Origin of the sequence: Methylocella sp. (assembly GCF_041905455.1) — a bacterium.
GTDB lineage: Bacteria > Pseudomonadota > Alphaproteobacteria > Rhizobiales > Beijerinckiaceae > Methylocapsa.
In genome coordinates this window covers 70,742-89,259 of the sequence record NZ_JAYRLA010000013.1, presented here as the reverse complement: position 1 = coordinate 89,259, position 18,518 = coordinate 70,742, and the positions used below count along the sequence as shown (strand labels likewise).

Below are 18,518 nucleotides of genomic sequence, written 5' to 3'. Positions count from 1 at the left end.
GCTCAATCCAACGTCCAGCGGATGGTGAAAAGTGGCGCGACCTCGACCTTCTGTTCGAGCTTGGACTCGATCTGGGCGATGAGTTCGGCACGCTGCCGGTCAATCTGGTCCTGTGCGTCGAAGAGCGAGCGGCGCTTCTGGTTGCGAGTCGCTTCGAGCGTTTTGATCTGCTTCTGTCCCGCGAGCTTTTCCTCAAGGGTCAAGGCCGTGGTGGCAGCGCGGCGAGCTTCCTTTATGAGCCGATCAATTTCCTTGATCTCGCGCTCAAGCCCGACCTTCAGGTCGTCCGCCCAGCCGTCGAGCTTGTCCGCTTCCGCCTCGAAGAAACGCGCATTGCGCTCCGACACACTTCTGCGGATCGACGCCTGGCTCTCGCCCAAGCGACGATCAAGAGACATCACCGCCCCAGGATCAGGAATGACGTCTTGCCCACGTGCACCATGAATTGTCAGAAGGCGATCACAGACTTCCCGCGTGAGCACCTCACCGCCCTCCGTCATCCCCGCCAGGACGATGTGATCCTCCGCCTCATCGAGGGCCTCAACCGTCAATATTGACGCGACCAACCAGCCTGTCTGGCCGATAAAGGGCTCAAGGATACTGATCTTGCCCGAATGATTAGCATAATCGAAGCGCACCTCCGCCGGGGCAAGCGGACGTTCTTTCGCCCGCGCAACAACGGCCTCGCCGAGGGGGTGATTGAGCCGATAGGTATGCGCCTCGCCGGATCGTCTCGGCAATTCGTAGAGACCCGGCGGAATGGCCACGCCATTTGCCCACTGAGGACGCGCGGGCAATGTAAACGACGAACTGTTGTGAAACGTCGCCAATCCGTCCAGTTCATGGCAGGTCAGGCGCATCAGCCACTGCTCATAGCGACCGAGATGAACCTTCGCATCTTCGTCTCGGATCCGGAGCTTCTCCCGGACCTCGTCATCGAATTTTTCGAGAAGCTTCTGCCGCGTCTGGCTCATGGCCGCGTCAATTTCGAGGCTCAGCTCCAGTTGGAGCTTATCGAAGGCTACTCGGATTTGTTCGGGTTGGCGGCACTCCTGGTAGATGCCGGCGATTCTCTTCTCGAAATCGACGCCCGACTCGATCGCTCCCAAGACCTCGTCGCTCGCACCGAACACGCCTTCAAAGAGACGAAACTTCTCGGACAGCAGTTGATAGACGCGCTGATCTGCCTCGTTTTTCCGATTGATGAAGTTCACGACGACGACGTCGTGTTTCTGGCCGTAGCGATGACAACGGCCAATGCGCTGCTCCACGCGCTGTGGATTCCATGGCAAGTCATAGTTCACGATGAGCGAGCAAAACTGGAGGTTGATACCCTCGGCGCCGGCCTCCGTCGCGATCATGATCTGGCCTTCGTCGCGAAAATAGTCGACCAGCGCAGACCTCATATCCGCGGTTCTCGAGCCCGTGACCCTATCCGATCCGGCATGCCTCTCCACCCAGCGCGCATAGATTTCGCGGGACAGGGGATCGGTGTTCGTGCCGTTAAACAAGACGATGCCCCCCGCATAGGGGCTGCTGGCGAGAACCCGCTGAAGATACTCCTGTGTTCGCCGAGACTCGGTGAAGATGATGGCCTTCTCAGCGCCGCCAAGTTCGCGCGCCTTTGCGAACGCCACATCCAGCGCCTTCAGCAGAGCCTTGCCCTTGGCGTTGTGCTCGATCGAAGTCGCCAACTTGGCGAAGGACTCAAGATCGGCAATCTCCGCTTCGATGGCTTTTCGGTCGGCATCGGTCAGCAGGCCATCATCCACGTCCTCGGACCATTCCTCCGCTGTCGCTTCGAGCGACTCGAAATCGTCGGAAAGCTCATCCTCCAAGGGCTCTGAAACAGGGTGAGCATCCAATTTGGCCTTCAGACGCTGAGAAATCGAGCTCAACGCACCTGCGATCGCGAATGTTGAGGAGGCTAGCAACTTGCGCAGGACGAGCGTCATCAAAGACCGCTGCCCCGATGGCAGCGCCTGCAGGTTGTCGCGCTGGAGATAGTCGGAAACGAGCTGATAGAGGCGGTCTTCGCCGTCGGCAGGGGTAAACTCCTCGACCAACGGGAGGCGACGTGTGTAAGGGATATATGCAGTCACCTGTCGCCGCAGCGTGCGATGACAGATCGGCTTCAGCCGCTCCTTCAGGGCCTCAAAGTTTCGTTTATCCCCCGGATTGGCGAATTGTTCGCGGAAGCTTTTGACGTCGCCAAAGGCGTGCTCGTCAATGAAACTGACGAGACCGTATAATTCCAAAAGAGAATTTTGGAGGGGCGTTGCTGTCAGGAGAAGCTTATTTTTCTGAGAAAGAGCATTCTTGAGCGTATTCGCAATGATATTTGAAGGCTTGTAGACATTTCTCAGTCGGTGGGCCTCGTCAATCACGACGAGGTCCCAGGGAACTCGATGCACGTCCGACGCTTTGGATCGCGCGAACTGATAAGAGCAGATCACGATTGCGTCCTGCACGTCGAAAGGCTGAAACACCCCATCGCGAACGGACTGGTTATAAGATCTAGACTCTAAAATTACGCTGGAGAGCAGAAACTTCTCGCTCAACTCCTGGTGCCATTGCTTGCGCAAGTTCGATGGCGCAATAACCAGAATACGGCGCTTTCTCTCCGCCCATCGTTGGGAGATGACGAGTCCGGCTTCGATTGTTTTTCCGAGGCCAACCTCATCGGCAAGCAGCGCGCCCTTCGAGAGGGGCGACGCGAACGCAAACAGTGCCGCATCAACCTGATGCGGATTCAAATCGACCTGCGCGCCCGCGACGGCACCGGCCAAACGCTCGGAACTATCTGGCGGGCATCGTTTCGTGAGTTCGTGGGCAATGTATTTGGCGTGGAAGTCAGTGATCATCCTGCCTCCCACCATGCTCCGCCGCTGAATCTGAAGGCGGTGTCTCGTTGTGAACCGTCGCCGGATTGAGAGAGGCCTTTTGCGCCTCGATCCAGCTATCAAGGTCCACCCGCTTAAACCTCCACTGCCCTCTCACTTTGAACGCCGGAATCTCGGCGCGTTGCGCCATGGTGTAGACCGTCTTCTCCGCCACCTTCAGCAGGCCAGCCACCTCCGGCAATGTCAGAATTTCATCGGGCATTCGCCAAGCCTCAGATCAAGGTTTGGCAAAAGATGCCAGATTGCACCCGAGAAGGCCAGTTTATACCATTGCGTTCTGGTTGGATTTCGCGGTGAGACGATGAAAAACGGCTGCGGTGGTTGAAGGCGGAAGGGTTGAGATCGGCGCGCACGGCCGAGCCGGGAACGGAGGGGAAGGCGACGACGGAGATTTCATGCAGCTTGGCACGGGAGATCCGGGTGACGCCGTTGCCGGCCGGCTCTCCGCTTGAGGGTGCTGAAACCGATAGAGAGTCCGCTAATATCGCCAGCCCGCAACATGCTGCGACTAGGCGTCGGGAATCACGGGGCCGTGCCGCATTTCAGGCGGCCGAGAATGCCGGGGACGCGTTCGGCCCTAGATTCGCTTTGGATCGTCATGTCGATCGGTCGCTTGTCCTCGATCATGAGGTGCGGTCTGAATAGAAAGCCTCGCGCCTCATCCCGGCTTTGCCAAACCTCGAACGCCACAGCCCAGACGCGGGCGATGCGCGCAGCCTGATGCGGCGTGAGGCGGGCGGGTGTGACGTCATCATCGAGAAGCTCGGCGTTGGTCGCACCATCGGGCCGCAGGATCTCATTGCCAACCGGCGGAGCGTCCATCCGGGCGCGATCTTCGTCGGTCAATGGCGGCAGGCCTTCCGAGCCGGCGAGGAGTTCGCCGAGCGTGTATCGGCGCCTGGTCATGCGTCCTCCTCGCCATCCGGCAACAAGCGAAGCCTTCGGAACGCGCTGGGAAGATCGGACTGCCGGCACGGCCCGACCGCCATGGCAGTGAAGGTCGGCTCGGTGAAAACCGTCCGTCCGAAGTCCCGCACGATGACGCTCGGCAGGCCCGCCTCCCTGCAGAGCTCGAACATTTTCCGAAGCTGGTCCTGAGTTTTGACGCCGACGGTGATCTTGGCCTGAACGGGTGATGACATGTAAGCTTCGGCAACATGCCGCGGCGCCCGCCAGAGTGCGGCGGCATAGGCATGGCCGGCCTGGGTCGCCAGTTTTCCTCGCGGAATAGGCAGGTCCCGGCGGATGGCGCACCAGATGCGAAGCTCGGCTTCCCGCGCTTCCGGTGCCTGATCCGGCGGATCGGTTTCGCCCGGCATCAAACTCATCGTTGCTCCTCTATGAGTAGTCGAACGCCTCCTCGGCAGCCCTTTCGACCAGTGAGACGTCACCGTCGTGTTGCTTGTACGAGATTTGTCGTCAGTCATGCGATTGGATGCTCCTACCGCAAGAATCCGATCCGCCGGTGCTCGGTGTGCCCCGGCATGAGCATCGTGGCGGCATCGACATCGCCCGGCGTGACAACGACACTTCCGCGCAGCGCCGCAGCGCCCATGGCGAGGAGCAGAAGGCGGCGCGCCGAGCGCAATGACAGCCCGGCGATGCGGATGACGGCCTCGTCCTCGATCTCGAGCCGGTTCCAGGCCATCGGCCGCATGATCGCTTCCGCCATGACCCGGACTGCCGCGATGCGCTGCTCAGGATCGAGAGGCGGAATCTCGACCATGAGGCAGCGATCGAGGAGCGACGCGGGCATGGCCTCGACCGAGTTCGCGGTTGCGATCCAGATGATACGGTCGGCTCGCATGCGGATGCCGAGGAACTCGTCGGCGAAGTGCCGAGCGTTTTCAGGCTCCCAGAGGGAGTGCAGGATGTCGAACAGGCTGACCCCATGCCGGCTCGCCGATTGGGTCTCACCCTTGTCGATCTCGTCGAGAAAGATCAGCGGCGACAATGTCGGCGCCTCGATCAGGGTACGGGCGACGATGCCCATGCGCGGCGCACGCCAGGAGAGGGAGCGGCCGCACAGATCGTTGACATCGGTCAGGTGGTTGACCGCGACGGGGGCGAAGGGCGTGCCAAGGCTCGCCGCGAGCTTGCGGGAGAACATCGTCTTGCCGACGCCGGGCGATCCGAGCAGCAGGATCGGAGCCATCTCGAAGGGGGTATCGGTCGCCTGCGAAAGCGCCGCAGCGGCACGAAAAATGTCGACGACGGCGCGGAAGTTCGGCATGGAGCGCCCGAGTGCCTCCAGCCGATCCGGCATGCCGGCATCGGTGATGAAAAGCGCGCGCTCGTTTCCACGCTCGAGCGCTTTCATGATTTCCTGGGTCGGCGACGGGGAAGCGTCGCAGCTGACGAGGAACGCATGAGGATCGGCGTTGCAAGCTTCGACGATGGCGGCGGCCTGTTCGGCGTCGAACAGATCGTTGGGCAAGGCTTCAACCGATTCGAGGCCGGCAGGATCGGCAGCGGCATGACCGTCCGCGAAATGATGACAGGAACTGAGCATCGACAGGAGCAGTCGGTCCTTTCCGTCGTCGAATTCGGCCAGCCTCCGTGCGGCGACTGCTGGATCGAAGATAGGTTTGTAGCCGATCTGTTCCAGAAAATCGGGCGCCATCCATGGTGGTGGTGCCTCGTAGTCTTGCGACGCGGGAGTCGCTTCGAGATGCATGTCAGACAAGGAAAATCTCCATGCGCAATCACTCGCCGTTCACGGATGACCGGCGACGAAGAGGCGCAAACAGGTCGAAGGGAAACAGCAGAGGGTTCTCAGGTACGGCGCGCGCACGCGCACCCGCACCCGCACATCAAGATCGGTGAGGAAGATGTTGCGAGCATCGACCTCATTCCAGGCCAATGCGATTATTCGACCGATGATACAATGAAGAAGGCCGGTGTCGAAACACCGGCCTTCTCCGGTCATGGGTGCGATCTGCAGCCCGGAAGATCAATCATTCCGATTTGATACCGTCCGGTTTGATATTCTCCTCGGGCTTATCGCCGTCGTCGCCCCCGCCTGCATCCTCCATGGCGGAATGGGCCATCAGAGACAGAACCGTCTCGTAAAGCGCCGCAGCACGTTTTGTGCTGAGGAGAACGAAGCGTGGCTCGCCTTCCTTGGTGAGAACCAGTTCGTTGTTCTCGACGCCATCGAGATAGGTTTCGGGATCGCTGGCGAAGGTTTCTAGCGAAATACGTGTAGGCTTCATGTTGTTTTCCAGTCGTGAAGTTGAGGTTGAACCGACCGTATCTGTCAAAAAATCTCTTTTCAGGGATTGAAAACAAAATCCGATCAAAAATCCTCCAGAAAGGAAGAACAAAAACGTCTAAACGATAAACGCGACCATGAAAGCGCCGGTCCGCCAATCAGCGCGTGCAATCCAACCGGCCAAGATTTTCACAAATATCGGCCGGTGGACTGTTCTCCTGTGGTTGACGATCGCACCGACGACTTTGGTGGCGCGTCTTTGTGGGGTCTGGTTCAGTCAGCGCATGAGGCCGAGATGCTGGAGCAAGATACGTTCGGCGAGCGCGATTGCGCGATCCGGTCCGGAATAGCAGCAGCTGAAGATCATGATCTCCTCAGCCGGTGACAATCGCGGCTGCGATCCGCCCGGATAAGCCGTCAGGCGCTGTCCAATTGAGGGATCGACACTAAGCGCCGCGGCATGATCGCGGCCTGCCTGGGTCAAAAGCCAACGATCAAGCGCACCGTGCTTGGCCAGAGCGTCGAAACGGCGATCGAACTCTTCAGGAGCCAAATCGACAGGTAACGGAACGAGGATGGCGCGTTCGGTCAAAATCACCGGGCTGTCCGGCGACGGGAATTGTCGCGCTTTTAAGTGCGATGGAAACCACGACTCCCAGCCGGAATCGATGACATAGTTCGCGCCGTCGCGGCGGGCGGCCCCGTATTTGTCCACACGCAGTTGCTGCATCCGCGCCCAGATGCTGTCGGCGGAGGTGGTCGAGACCTTGTACACGGGCAGCTGCAGTACTCGGGACAGCGCTGCGAGCCCTTGACAGGCGCCGGCATAGACGGCCCGTGTATGCGAACTTGCGCGCCATGCGGCTTTGAAAGCGTGACCTGTAAACTGGTCGGTTGGCGCGGGCTCGAAATCGCGTCCGCCGATTCGAGGCCAGTCCGAATTGATCAGCAGGCGTTTTTTGGCGCGCGGCACAACGACCGGGAGCTGAGGTCGCGCCGACGCGATGCCTCCGGCATTCTCCAGGGCGCGGACGCGGCGGCCGAGATCCTCGAGGGTGCCCACGATGCGGATGATGTCAGCGTCGAGCGAAGAGGATGCCGCGGCGGCAATCGTGGCGTGATTGACCGATGTATTCGTAGTCATTTTCTCTCTTTTTCTGTTGTTTTCTTTTCCGGGATTGCCAAATCCGACATCCCCACATCAATTTTCAGGAATATCGCCCCTTTTCGACCGCGGCGGGGGAGCCCTCCTCGTCAAGCGAATTCAGCTCCATCCGCGTTACATGTGCGAGCAACTTTCGGCCCTCGCTTCGCCGAGCTCGGGTGTAGACGCGATCGATCAGGCCGGATCGCTCGGCATGGTCCAGATTGGCTTTTGCGACGCTCTGCGGCAGTCCGAGCTGCGCGACCAGATCCGAGACCAGCTTGCGAAAATCATGCGTGGTGAGCCGGGCCCCGACGAGGCGCGTCGTCGTCTCCGTGACGACCTGATGGAATCTGATCGCTGACATCCGATCACCGCTGGCCGTGACCCACAACGGTTCATCGACAATCCGTTGACCGGCAATCCGTGGTCGGACGACATCGACATAGAATTGAACATAATCGTTCAGGCTGGGCGGCAGTTTACGACGGTGGCCCTTTCGCCGCGTTTTCATTTCGTGCGGCGGGATAACGATCTCAAACCCAACCCCGGCAATGATGCGCAGTGAAGTGTGTAGCGTCAGATTGAGGATGTTCTTGAGTCGAAGCGGGTCTGCGACGAGGAGGGCGACGATCAATGAATTGCGGTAGGCTCGGCAAGCCCTCAGAACCTTGCGACGGTCCGGCGCGTTTGGGTTAGTGTCGATCACATATTTCTGGCGGTCGAGTTCGTCGAGCGCCACGTCGAGCACGGCCATGGCGGGTATCAACGGCGGCGGCTTTTGAGAGCGTGGCGACCGGTTCGGGATCGCGCGAGCAAGCTCCTTCATGTGCGAGAAATCGACGCGCGGTGCCATGATCTCGAGGGCTGCCCGTGCCCGGTCGAGGATGTCAGCGATCGACTGCGGTTTCGTGCCAGCCGAGAAATCTGCCACAAAGTCGCGCACGAGAGCGGCATCGAAACGATCGGCGAAGGCGCGGTGCATCGCCTCGGGATGCTTGCGCTGGAGAAAACCAAGGATGCGCTCGAGCGCAGCCAACCGGTTTTTCATCGTCTTGCTGGAAAGCGTGGCGAAGGAACCGCGCGGCGACACGATCCCGCGTTGCTGAAGAGCATCCCGCCGGAGGCGGGCCAGTTGGAGTGTGTTGTCGGCCGGAAACGCAGCCGCATAGAATGCTTGATCTGCGGCGTTCCAATCGTCGAATCCCAGCGACAAACGCCGCGGTGCCCCGCGGCGTTTCGTGACTTCTTTAGGCGCCATGTCGGGCCTCCCGCGCTTTTTCCTGAATGGCGCAGGCCACCACCCGTTCGCGCAGCACGGCATAACGCAGCGTAAAATTCTGAGTTTCAGTGTAGCCTAACAGGTCTTTGAGCGCGGCGTCGCCAACGCCATCCGACCTCAAGCCGATCTCATCCATCATGCGTTTCACGGCGAGATCGCGCAGGCCCGCCGGGGACAAATTCAGGGCATTCGTTCTGCGTCGCGCCGCATCGTTCCGGCCCAAGCGCCGATAGTCAGGATCGACCGCCTGGGCGACCAGAACCGCGACCGAGGTCGACAGCGCGGATCCAGACTTGCGGGTACCGTCCGACTTGGAAAACAGGAAGTTTATTGGCAGGCCGCTTTGTCGCGCTATCCACCAGTATCGATCGATCCGATTGATCACCGCATCCGCGAGAGCGAGGTCGAGGTCATCGATTTCACCGGCAACCCTTGCCATCAATGACGGGCGCGCGACGGGATGATTGCTCTTTATCGGCCCTCGGAAGCTACTCGTGAGCAAGTCTGCGCGCGACAGGGCAAGATTGTTGATGAGCAGGATGCCGATCGCCGCCTGCGCCGCGGCGGCATTCCTGCGACCCGGCGCACGTTCGAAATTCGCAAGCGCTCCGTCACACACGGCGATGAGCTTGCTCATCACTTGCGGGGCGTCGAATTTGACGAGTTCGTCGACCCGGGATTCGGGCAAGGCGAGTGTGATCTTGGCGAACAGCTTGCGCTGCTCGTGAATGCGAACCGCGCCATCTTGGTCGCGCAGGACGTCACGGAACAAAGTTTCGATCTCACCGAAGATGCGATTTCGGCGAGCCGAGATTTTTTCGATAGGTCCGAACTCAGGGACCAGTGTCAGCGCATCGAGTAGATCGGGATTCTTGAGATCGTCGAATGTGTCGATCTGCAGGCCGTTTGTGCGCGCGATGACGAGGAGATCGTGGAGACGATTGACCTTCTGGACTGCAGTCTGACTGGCGCAGGTCGCCCGCGCGTGTGCTTCGAAGGCCGCGAGGGTTTGCCTGACGGCGACCGGCAAGGTTTCACGGCGACGCCTATCGGCATCCCGCCGATTGGGAAGCGGCTGCAGGATCGCCAGGGCCAGATCCGCCGCAGCCTTGTTCCATTTTGTGCAGGCCGCATTCAGTTTTCCGCGGATCCGGACCGCGTCGGAGCCTGATTTTCCCGCGAGGACGTGATCGGCATAGCGGAGGAAGACACATTGGTCGACCTGATACGGTTCGATCCCATGGTGTGCGCAGTGGGTGACGAACGGGCTGGCGTAAGCACGGACGTCGGCAGCCCAGGCGACCCAAACACAGTGCCACGCCTTGGGCAGATCGGAGCGCAAACGGCGCTTGGTGACTCGAGACGCCGGCGCTTTGTTGTCCACGGCGTTTGCTGTCGCGATGCCATCGGACGCACCGGAAGGCCTGCCATAATATGGATTGGTCATGATCGTAGATCTCGTTAAGTTTTTTCGGGGGTTGTCTTGAGAAGACGGTGCAACTCCGGGCATGGGTCATTCACGACGAAATTTTTGGGCCGTGCGGTTATCGGTTCGATCGCCGATGGCGCCGTTCGCTTCAGGAACGGTGCCACGATCAGCGAGCGAAAAGTTCGGCGATAAGTGGGAGGCAAGAGCCTGGCACGTGCTGGGGATGCTCGAGCGTCAATCGATCCAGGACCTCACCTGACAGGCGGTCGGCGAACCGGTTGCCATTGGGTGCGCGGACATCGGCAAAGATCGACAGCGCGATCCGCCGCATGTGTTTGCGGCTCGGCGGCACCATGGGATGATGCGCAGGCGGTCGCGGATCGGGGCCGTGAGCGGCGCGGCGCTGTTGGCCGTCATAAATCAGATGACGGAACTCGCATCGACATGAACGTCGAGGAAATCATCGCGGAGCGAGAACGCGCCGGCTCGGTCAGCGAATAGAGGGAGGCATACGGATCATAGTCGGCTGTCGTCGGCGCCTTGTCGAGAAACGGTTTCTCCAGCTTGCGCGTGGCCGCGTCAGGGTCAAAAATGCGACATAAGCACGCCGTTGCGGGGCTGAGATGGTGAGTCGCAGCCATCAGGGCGTGCCGACTGGGGTGTTCGAGTTTCCTTTTTCCAGGATCGAAACAATAATAACCTCAAAAAGAAGGATAAATTAGAGATGTATTTATCTAATTTAGATCGGTCATAATTATTATGTATATAATTACAGCAAACAAGGTAGCGTCTTCTTTTTATGATTTGCGAGACCGGCTGGTCGGTCGCCTCGTTGTTCAGGCCGACGAGGCAGCACTTCTCGATGATCGTTATGTCATCAACATTGCCGACCTGGCCAATGCAGTGATGCGGGGCCAAGTGCAGATCACGCCGGCAACTTTCAATGCCGATGAGTTTAGTAATCGAACCCTCCGCGTGAAAGCCCGGACGAGGCCGCGCAAAATGGAGAGGCCAGAGTTTCTCCCGCTCCAGTTCCAGATGCCCGCGCTGGCAATCCGGATGCTGGACGGCGAAGTTGTCATCGACGGCCGTCGGCGTGCCGAACAGGTGTTCCAGACGTCGGGCGCCGCCATCAACGTTTATATCGTAGCATGGCAGGATGCTCTTGCCTTCACCGTCGATCTGCAAACGCGTCCTAGACGCGAGCAAGATTTGTTTGCCGCGATGCTCAAGGCGCCGATCCGGTTCAATGCCATCGCGGATTCCAGCGTCGGGGCGGACGTCGTCTTGAATGCCATCCTTGAGAGTGTTGGAAACCGTCCTCCCCTGGAAGGAGCAACGAAGCTCCTGGAGGCGCTGACCGTTACGGCCGGCGCCGAATTGGTGCGACGGGAGAAAATCCGCCTGGACGGATCGCGAACACAGACCAGAAAAGCGCTCGACGCACTTGGCTTTCTATCCGCGATGAGAACCTCGCTTCTGGATAAGGTTTATGAGGCGGACTATCATCTGGCGGAAGCCACGGCCACTTCCAAACTCCCAGGCCTCAGGCGGTTCATTCGTCGCCATTTCGAGGATCTCGGATACCCGGTGATCGCTGAAAATCTACTCAACCTCGCGGACGAGACGATTGATGAACTGAGGTTACGGTTCGTACTGTGCTCCAGAGCCCTGCGGGCCGCAAAGGATAATGCTTCTGTGCGCCGTAGATTCGAGAGGATTGTCAAAGGGGGGCTGGGGAAGACGGGGAAGGACGAGAAGGACGATCTGTCGTTACAGAAGTCGCTGCAGGACATGATCGCAGGCACCATCTCAGAGCAAGAGTCACGCTGGTTGAACCTGTCTGCGCAGTTTGAACTGGCGCACCGAACCGGCATCGATCCAACCGAATTCTACGGTAATGTGCGCGAGTACCGCGATCTCCTACGATGGCACGCTCGGGTCTTCTACGTGCGTCAGGGCTTCTGGAGCCCAATTGAGTCACCGAGCGAAGCTGAGCAATTCCTTATGTGGCTTACGATCGATGGAAGCGCGGACGGCCCTGAAAGGCCGGCGATCACCAAAGACCAGTTCCTGCTCATCGCGTGGAGGGGGTTATTCCGGGAATTCATTCAGCTGCCGGCTCCGGGCCGGACAATCGTCGCGATCGGAGATAATGCCGCATCTTTTGCGGCAAAAGCCTGCTTTGAATTCCTCGAAGCCAATGCGCACAGCACGGTCTGAGGGCTCGCCGCGCAGCCTGATCGCAGTGCTTCATCCGGCAAGTCGGTGTGATGGCATTTTTGCGCCTCCCACTTTTCACTTCCCCGGAACGGTTGAAAATCCATCATTTGTTTGCCTCCGAAAAACCGGGGGCAAGCCGTGCCTGCGTCGAAACAACAAATCAACGAGACGCCTCGGTCGGGGGGCTCTCGGACCAATCGTCGAGAGCGCCCGCCGCCGCAAGCTCCAGCGGGCTGGTTGGTGGCGTCGGACTTGCCCGATCCATTGCCGGTCGTCGAGGGGGAGCTTCGCGTCATCGAAACCTATCTGGGGCAGGCTTTGGACGAGTTGTTGAGATAAGCTGGAGGCATCCGACGATTGCGTCCCGAGTCTCATGCTGCGAGACTCCGGACCAGGAAGTGTGGATGAGGAGACGATGACGAGAGCCATGGACGGCAGGGCGGCAGCCCATCTCATCCCGAATATCCGGCCCCTGCGGGCAGCGCTCTATTTGCGCGTCTCGACCGGTCGTCAGGCCGAGGGCGAGGTCTCGCTGCCCTCACAGCGCGATTTGACCACCAGGCACTGCGTCAGCAACAACTGGCAGATCGTTGATGAGTATGTCGAGCCCGGCGCGACCGCGACGGATGATCGCCGCCCGGCCTTCCAGGCGATGTTGGAGCGCGCCTGCGATGCCGATCGCCCCTACGACGTGATCGTCGTCCATGCCTTCTCGCGCTTCTTCCGGGACGGCGTCGGGATGGAGCTGGCAGTCCGCAAGCTGCGCCGGCATGGCGTCGAGGTCGTCTCGATCACGCAGCCCACGGGCAGCGACCCAAGCTAGGAGATGATGCGCCAGATCATCGGCATCTTCGATGAGTACACGTCCAAGGAGAATGGCAAGAACGTCACCCGTGCGATGAAGGAGAATGCGCGGCAGGGCTTCTGGAACGGCGCCTCCCCACCTCTCGGCTACACCATCGTCGAGGCGGAAAAGCGCGGCCAGAAAATCAAAAAGCGGCTGGCGATCGACCCGGTCGAGGCCGAGACCGTGCGCCTGATCTACCGGCTCTACTGCGAGGGCGACCGTCCCACGAACACGCCCGCCATCGGACTGAAGCAGATCGTCAACTGGCTCAACAGCCGGGGCTACCGCACGAAGAAAGGCGGATCCTTCGGGGTCGGTCCGACGCACCATATCCTGACCAACACGGCCTATATCGGCCGATGGCGCTATAACACCCGTAGTGCCAAGACCCGCGAGAAAAAGCCGGAAGCCGAGATCGTGGAGATTGCCGTGCCGGCGATCATCGACCAGTCGACCTTCGACCGCGTCCAGGCCAAGCTCGCTGCCAACAATCCCCATGTCACGGCGCCACGTGTCGTCAATGGACCGATCCTGCTGACGGGCCTTGCCACCTGCGCGCATTGCGGCGGCGGTATGACGCAGCGCACGGGCACATCAAGTTCCGGACGAGTCTACACCTATTACGCCTGCGCCAGCCGAGCCCAGAAAGGGCCGACTGCCTGCAAGGGAAATTCCATTCCGATGGCGTTCCTTGACGACCTCGTGCTCCGCGCGATCAAGGAGAAGCTGCTCACCCCGGAGCGACTTGTCGAGTGCCTTGCTGGCCTCGTCGAGAAAAGGCAGGCGCGCAACGCTCAGATCGACCAACGACTGATTTCGCTGCAGGCCCAGATCGTCGAGGTGGAGGATCGCCTCAAGCGTCTCTATCGCAGCATTGAAGACGGCATCGTCGAGATCGACGATCTGCTCAAGGACCGAATTACCTGCCTCAAGGCAGAGCGCGAGAACGCCAAGGCCGCCCTTGAGCGGGCGCAAGCGCAGGGGACGAATGCCGCCAGCCTCGATCCCGAGAAGGTCGCAAGATTCGCCGCATTGATGTCCGAACTGCTCGAAAATGGCGAGACGCCGGCCCGCAAGGCCTATCTGCGAACGCTGCTCAGCACGATCGTCGTCGGCGAGAAAACCGTACGCATCATTGGCAGCAAGGACGTCCTGCAGGCGGCGATTTCTGGCAATCGGCCCCCAAACGCCCACGTTCGTGGTTTGGGACCGGAATGGCGCACCCGACAGGAGTCGAACCTGTGACCTTCGGCTTCGGAGGCCGACACTCTATCCAGCTGAGCTACGGGTGCATTGATCGTCAATTAGTGTCCGAGACCGACCAAGGTCAACCTCGAATCCGGCATTCACATCAGCGCAAGCGTCGTGGGCTGAAGCTCCACCGATTGTCGCCGTTCGTCCTCTACACGCTCCCTTCAGTTTGCTTCCGCGGTGCTTCCGTGACCACGGAAGCGATTTTCCTGCTTCCTTCGAGTTTCGCCAATCGCTTGGTTTCCCTCGATTTTCTCGACATGCACCTTCACCGCACTTGACTTAGCGTTGCCTTCGGAGGGCGATGCGCCATCCAGCTAAGCTACGGGTGCTTCGCCGTTTCGCCTAGCCTGACGTTGCGACGCAGTCAACGCCGTCGAGCTCAATTCCAATTTTTCATCGCCTGACGCGCCGCCGCGCCATGGCTTTTGGCCACGAAAACAAACGCGCCGAGGCGTTCTCGCAGCGGACGCAGAGCCTTCTTACTCCAAACCGCCGCGCGAGGCCACGGCGCCGGCGAAAAGTTTCACGAGCTTGGGCCGAAGGCGCACGCGACGCCTCGCATTCCGGTCGCGACGCCTGGCTCGCAACGCGGGCACGCGTCGTGCGTTGACATGGGGCGCTCGCGGCGCCGGTTGCGCCCGCGGCCCAAAGCGCAAATAAAGGAAGAAACTGAACGTTTCTTCCTTCGCAACGCGCAAATTGCGCCGATCAATGTAAGGTGAGTGCGGACGCGTCCTGGCGCAGCTTGGTTATTTCGTCTTTAAGCTGCAATTTACGGCGTTTCAATTCGGCGAGTTTCAGTTCGTCAATCGCAGGATGAAGCAGGGCTTTCTCGATTTCACGATCAAGCGCGTCGTGCCGCTGCTCCAGGGCGGAAAGATGATTTTCGATCGACATGCAGAACTCCCGTTGAAGTCTTCGCACCTCGTCAGTCTGCCATAGGATTTGCGTTTCGCAAGGCGCTTCGTCGAAATTTCATGGAGCGCCCGACGCGCTCGGGCGGCGTCGACGGGGCGAATCGGCCCAATCGACGAAATTACGCTCGAATATTTGAAATTATAGCGTTTTCTTCTCGAGCGGGCGCGTCCGTCCGGTCGCCGGACGCTCCAACGAGAAAGCGCGCGCCCAAAGGGCATTGACGCCGTCCGCCGCAATGGCCCAAATCGGCCGCGTCGACCGCCGTCCGTCGCGCCCGCCCGGCGCGGCGGACGCGACAGGTCGCACGGCTCCGGCGCGGACGACCTCGCGCGGACCATTTCGAGGGCGTCGCACCGATGGCGGAAAAGATGAGCGAGGAGGAGCGCGCGACCTGGAGCGCCGAGCTCGAGCATCTGCGCCAGGAGCATCGCGACCTCGACGCCGCCATAGAGGCGCTGCTGCACCGCGGGGCCGCCGACCGGCTTCAGGTCCAGCGCCTCAAGAAGCGCAAGCTCGCCCTGCGCGACCGCGCCGCGTTCATCGAGGACCTGCTGACTCCCGACATCATCGCCTGAAACTTGGAGCAGGCGCAAAAAAAACGGAGTTCGTTTTTTTCGCGTCAGATCCCGCTCCGCTCTCGAGACACGGTCACGACGCTTTTGGCTGGAAACCTCCAAAAGCGTCGTGACCTAGGGCTCCTTGCGCAGCCGCGCGAGGGTGAAAAGCCCGAAGGGCGCAAGCGCGCGCCGCTCGACGAGGCGGGCCTGCGGGCGGGCCGCGAGCCAGCCGCCGAGCGTCTCCCAGGGAAAATCGGGCTTCCAGCCGAGTTCGGCGCTGCGCCGGCCGAGCCGCCGCTCGATCGCCGCGAGCGGGCCCGCCTGCGCGCCGAAATGATTGACGAGCACGATCTCGCCGCCGGGCCGCGTCACGCGCAGGAGTTCGTCGAGCAGGGCGCGCGGATCGGGAACGACGGTCAGCACATAGGGCGCGGCGACCGCGTCGAAGCTCGCCGCCGGAAAGGCGAGCCGCGTCGCATCCATCATGAGGAGCCCCTCGACGTTGGCGAGGCGCTCCCGGCGCACGCGCTCGCGCGCTCGCGCGAGCATCGGCCCGGACAGGTCGACGCCGACGAGGCGCGTCGCCGGATCGAACATCGGCAGCTCGAGCCCCGTGCCGACGCCGACGTCGAGCACGAGTCCGCCCGGGCGGCTCGCCGCCGCCGCTATCGCCCTGCGGCCGGGCCGCATGACGAGGGCGAAGACGAGATCGTAGACGGGCGCCCAGCGCGCGTAGGAGGAGGCGACGCGGCTGTTGTCGGTCTCGCGCCCCGATGAGGGACCTGGAGCCGATTTCGCGCCGGCCTGCGCGCCGCTTGCTTGCTCCTCCACGCGAATCTCCCGCTGTGCGGCTTGCGCCCTTGGCGCGGCGTCCGGCCGCCGGCGCAGCTTTACGGGAAGACGGCGCCGTTGGTAAGTGCGAGGTCCGCGGCCGCGAGCCGGCTCAGGCGTGGACGGCGCCGCGCGCGTCCGCGGGCGCTGAAAATTCGGCCGCGGGCGCCGTCGCGCTGATGAAGCCGCCGCCGAGCACGCGGGCGCGCGGGCCGGCGGAATCGTAAAGCGCGCAGGCCTGTCCCGGCGACACGCCTTCTTCGTCCTGCGCGAATTCGACGAACGCCTCGCCGCCGCCGGCGAACAGGCGCGCCTCGACGGGCGGCCGGGTCGAGCGCACGCGGGCGAAGATTTCAAGCCCTTCCGCCGGCGCGTCGGCGAGCTCGCCTTCGCCGATCCAGTTGACCGCGCGCAGGAAGGCGCGCCGCGTCGCCAGCGCCTCGCGCGGGCCGACGACGACCTGCGCGCGGGCGGCGTCGAGCCGCACCACGAACAGCGGCGCGCCCGGCCGCCCGCCGCCAAGGCCGAGGCCGCGCCGCTGGCCCACGGTGTAATGGATGACGCCGGAGTGGCGCCCCAGCACGCGTCCGTCGACATGGACGATGTCGCCGGGAGCGGCCGCGCCGGGCGACAGGCGCTCGATCATGTCCGCGTAACGTCCGTCCGGCACAAAGCAGATGTCCTGGCTGTCCGGCTTGTCGGCGACGACGAGGCCGAGCCTTCGCGCATGCGCGCGCGCCTCCGCCTTGGTCATCTCGCCGAGCGGAAAGCGCAGCATCTCGAGCTGCCGCCGCGTCGTGGCGAACAGGAAATAGCTCTGGTCGCGTCCCTCGTCCACGGCGCGGCGCAGGCTGCGCCCGCCGTCGCCCTCGGGCCGCGTCGAGACGTAATGGCCGGTGGCGAGCACGTCGGCCCCGAGGTCGAGGGCGGTCTCGAACAGATCGGCGAACTTGATCTCGCTGTTGCAGGCGACGCAGGGGATCGGCGTCTCGCCGGTCACGTAGCTCAACGAGAAGGGTTCGATCACCTTCTCGCGAAAGCGCTCCTCGTAGTCGAGCACGTAATGCGGGACGCCGAGCCGCGCCGCCACCGTGCGGGCGTCGTGGATGTCCTGTCCGGCGCAGCAGGCGCCCTTGCGATGCGTCGCCGCGCCGTGATCGTAAAGCTGGAGGGTGACGCCGATGACGTCGTAGCCTTCCTCCTTGAGCAGAGCGGCGACGACGGAGGAGTCGACGCCGCCGGACATCGCGACGACGACGCGCGTCCGCTCGGGCGGCTTGGGAAGGCCAAGGGAGTTGAGGCCGGCCGTCATGGCGGAGCCTGCGGGCGTCTTGCTCGAGGTCATGATCGCTGTCGCTCGCCGCCGGCGCCCGCGGCGCGCCAGCCAAAGGTTTACAGATAGATAAACGCTCGCCCGCGCATGCGCAACGGCGCGGGCCGGACGTCTCGCGCGCGAGCGCAGGCGTCCCAAATTGGCGCGAAGATGGCGCGTTTTTGCGCGGGACGCGCCTTGATATCGCCTAATCATCAGAAATCATTAATAAAATAACGGTTACGCCTTAGGCGATTGTTAAACCGCGCCTTCTAAGGTCGCGTCGATCAGACGTCCGCACGAGTCCAGCTCATGGCCGAACCGAGCCGCCTCCGCTCCAAATATGTGATAGGTCCCGACGGGAGCCCGCTGACGCTTTCCGACCTGCCTCCGGTTTCGACCAAGCGATGGGTCATAAGGCGCAAGGCGGAGGTCGTCGCAGCGGTGCGCGGGGGCCTACTGTCGCTCGAAGACGCCTGCAGCCGCTACACGCTCACCGTCGACGAATTCCTCTCCTGGCAGATGTCGATCGACCAGCACGGCCTCGCCGGCCTGCGCACCACGCGCATCCAGCAATACAGGCTTTAGGCCGCGCCGGCCGCCA

Annotated in this window: 19 protein-coding genes and 1 tRNA gene; 5 read left to right on the top strand and 15 right to left on the bottom strand. The window is 61.7% G+C overall.

Going from position 1 to position 18,518, the window contains the following annotated elements:
* Positions 1-2: 2 nt before the first annotated feature.
* The 11 genes from ACE3OG_RS12115 to ACE3OG_RS12065 all read right to left on the bottom strand — a co-directional run bounded on the left by ACE3OG_RS12115 (position 3) and on the right by ACE3OG_RS12065 (position 10,613).
* Complete coding sequence (locus tag ACE3OG_RS12115) at positions 3-2,864, bottom strand: SNF2-related protein (RefSeq protein WP_374308958.1); 2,862 nt, start codon at positions 2,862-2,864, stop codon at positions 3-5.
* Positions 2,854-3,105: a helix-turn-helix domain-containing protein gene (locus ACE3OG_RS12110; RefSeq protein WP_374308956.1), complete on the bottom strand. Its 252-nt coding sequence runs from the start codon at positions 3,103-3,105 to the stop codon at positions 2,854-2,856. Before ACE3OG_RS12110 ends, ACE3OG_RS12115 begins: the two co-directional genes overlap by 11 nt.
* 320 nt (positions 3,106-3,425) lie before the next feature.
* Positions 3,426-3,809, bottom strand: a complete 384-nt coding sequence (locus tag ACE3OG_RS12105) for a hypothetical protein (protein ID WP_374308954.1) — start codon at positions 3,807-3,809, stop codon at positions 3,426-3,428.
* Positions 3,806-4,231 (bottom strand): aminoacyl-tRNA hydrolase, encoded by a 426-nt coding sequence (locus tag ACE3OG_RS12100; protein WP_374308952.1) that lies wholly within the window; start codon positions 4,229-4,231, stop codon positions 3,806-3,808. Before ACE3OG_RS12100 ends, ACE3OG_RS12105 begins: the two co-directional genes overlap by 4 nt.
* A gap of 113 nt (positions 4,232-4,344) precedes the next feature.
* Positions 4,345-5,580, bottom strand: coding sequence for an AAA family ATPase (locus ACE3OG_RS12095; protein WP_374308992.1), 1,236 nt, complete (start codon positions 5,578-5,580; stop codon positions 4,345-4,347).
* 39 nt (positions 5,581-5,619) lie between these two features.
* Positions 5,620-5,832: a hypothetical protein gene (locus ACE3OG_RS12090; protein WP_374308950.1), complete on the bottom strand. Its 213-nt coding sequence runs from the start codon at positions 5,830-5,832 to the stop codon at positions 5,620-5,622.
* Between the two features lie 28 nt (positions 5,833-5,860).
* On the bottom strand, positions 5,861-6,166 hold the full coding sequence (locus tag ACE3OG_RS12085; protein WP_374308948.1) for a hypothetical protein: 306 nt from the start codon (positions 6,164-6,166) through the stop codon (positions 5,861-5,863).
* A gap of 228 nt (positions 6,167-6,394) precedes the next feature.
* The gene (locus ACE3OG_RS12080) at positions 6,395-7,261 is read right to left on the bottom strand and encodes a hypothetical protein (RefSeq protein WP_374308946.1); all 867 of its coding nucleotides are present in this window, start codon (positions 7,259-7,261) and stop codon (positions 6,395-6,397) included.
* Positions 7,262-7,325: 64 nt separating this feature from the next.
* Positions 7,326-8,522 carry a hypothetical protein gene (locus ACE3OG_RS12075; RefSeq protein ID WP_374308944.1) on the bottom strand — a complete coding sequence of 399 codons (1,197 nt, stop codon included), beginning with the start codon at positions 8,520-8,522 and terminating at the stop codon, positions 7,326-7,328.
* Positions 8,512-9,990, bottom strand: a complete 1,479-nt coding sequence (locus tag ACE3OG_RS12070) for a hypothetical protein (RefSeq protein WP_374308943.1) — start codon at positions 9,988-9,990, stop codon at positions 8,512-8,514. The genes ACE3OG_RS12075 and ACE3OG_RS12070 overlap by 11 nt, the downstream gene beginning before the upstream one ends.
* Before the next feature lie 395 nt (positions 9,991-10,385).
* Positions 10,386-10,613, bottom strand: a complete 228-nt coding sequence (locus tag ACE3OG_RS12065; protein WP_374308941.1) for a hypothetical protein — start codon at positions 10,611-10,613, stop codon at positions 10,386-10,388.
* Positions 10,614-10,731: 118 nt separating this feature from the next.
* On the opposite strand from ACE3OG_RS12065, the gene ACE3OG_RS12060 reads away from it, so the two are divergent.
* The 3 genes from ACE3OG_RS12060 to ACE3OG_RS12050 all read left to right on the top strand — a co-directional run bounded on the left by ACE3OG_RS12060 (position 10,732) and on the right by ACE3OG_RS12050 (position 14,287).
* A complete protein-coding gene (locus ACE3OG_RS12060) occupies positions 10,732-12,195 on the top strand; it encodes a hypothetical protein (RefSeq protein ID WP_374308939.1) in 1,464 nt (487 codons plus the stop codon).
* A gap of 415 nt (positions 12,196-12,610) precedes the next feature.
* Positions 12,611-13,018 (top strand): recombinase family protein, encoded by a 408-nt coding sequence (locus ACE3OG_RS12055; RefSeq protein ID WP_374308937.1) that lies wholly within the window; start codon positions 12,611-12,613, stop codon positions 13,016-13,018.
* Between the two features lie 6 nt (positions 13,019-13,024).
* Entirely contained in the window at positions 13,025-14,287 is a 1,263-nt protein-coding gene (locus ACE3OG_RS12050) for a recombinase family protein (RefSeq protein WP_374308935.1), read from the top strand.
* Here the strand turns inward: ACE3OG_RS12050 and ACE3OG_RS12045 are convergent.
* Positions 14,258-14,334, bottom strand: a tRNA-Arg gene (locus ACE3OG_RS12045). The genes ACE3OG_RS12050 and ACE3OG_RS12045 overlap by 30 nt on opposite strands.
* Before the next feature lie 670 nt (positions 14,335-15,004).
* Positions 15,005-15,193: a YdcH family protein gene (locus ACE3OG_RS12040; RefSeq protein ID WP_374308933.1), complete on the bottom strand. Its 189-nt coding sequence runs from the start codon at positions 15,191-15,193 to the stop codon at positions 15,005-15,007.
* A gap of 377 nt (positions 15,194-15,570) precedes the next feature.
* Between ACE3OG_RS12040 and ACE3OG_RS12035 the strand changes: the two genes are divergently transcribed.
* On the top strand, positions 15,571-15,789 hold the full coding sequence (locus tag ACE3OG_RS12035; protein ID WP_374308931.1) for a YdcH family protein: 219 nt from the start codon (positions 15,571-15,573) through the stop codon (positions 15,787-15,789).
* A gap of 114 nt (positions 15,790-15,903) precedes the next feature.
* Here the strand turns inward: ACE3OG_RS12035 and ACE3OG_RS12030 are convergent, their stop codons facing one another.
* Together ACE3OG_RS12030 and mnmA are read right to left on the bottom strand one after the other, a co-directional pair.
* A complete protein-coding gene (locus ACE3OG_RS12030) occupies positions 15,904-16,602 on the bottom strand; it encodes a class I SAM-dependent methyltransferase (protein WP_374308929.1) in 699 nt (232 codons plus the stop codon).
* Between the two features lie 112 nt (positions 16,603-16,714).
* Positions 16,715-17,947, bottom strand: coding sequence for a tRNA 2-thiouridine(34) synthase MnmA (gene mnmA, locus ACE3OG_RS12025; RefSeq protein ID WP_374308927.1), 1,233 nt, complete (start codon positions 17,945-17,947; stop codon positions 16,715-16,717).
* Positions 17,948-18,226: 279 nt separating this feature from the next.
* Here mnmA and ACE3OG_RS12020 point away from each other — a divergent pair, with 279 nt between their 5' ends.
* A complete protein-coding gene (locus tag ACE3OG_RS12020) occupies positions 18,227-18,502 on the top strand; it encodes a DUF1153 domain-containing protein (protein WP_374308925.1) in 276 nt (91 codons plus the stop codon).
* Positions 18,503-18,518: the final 16 nt, after the last annotated feature.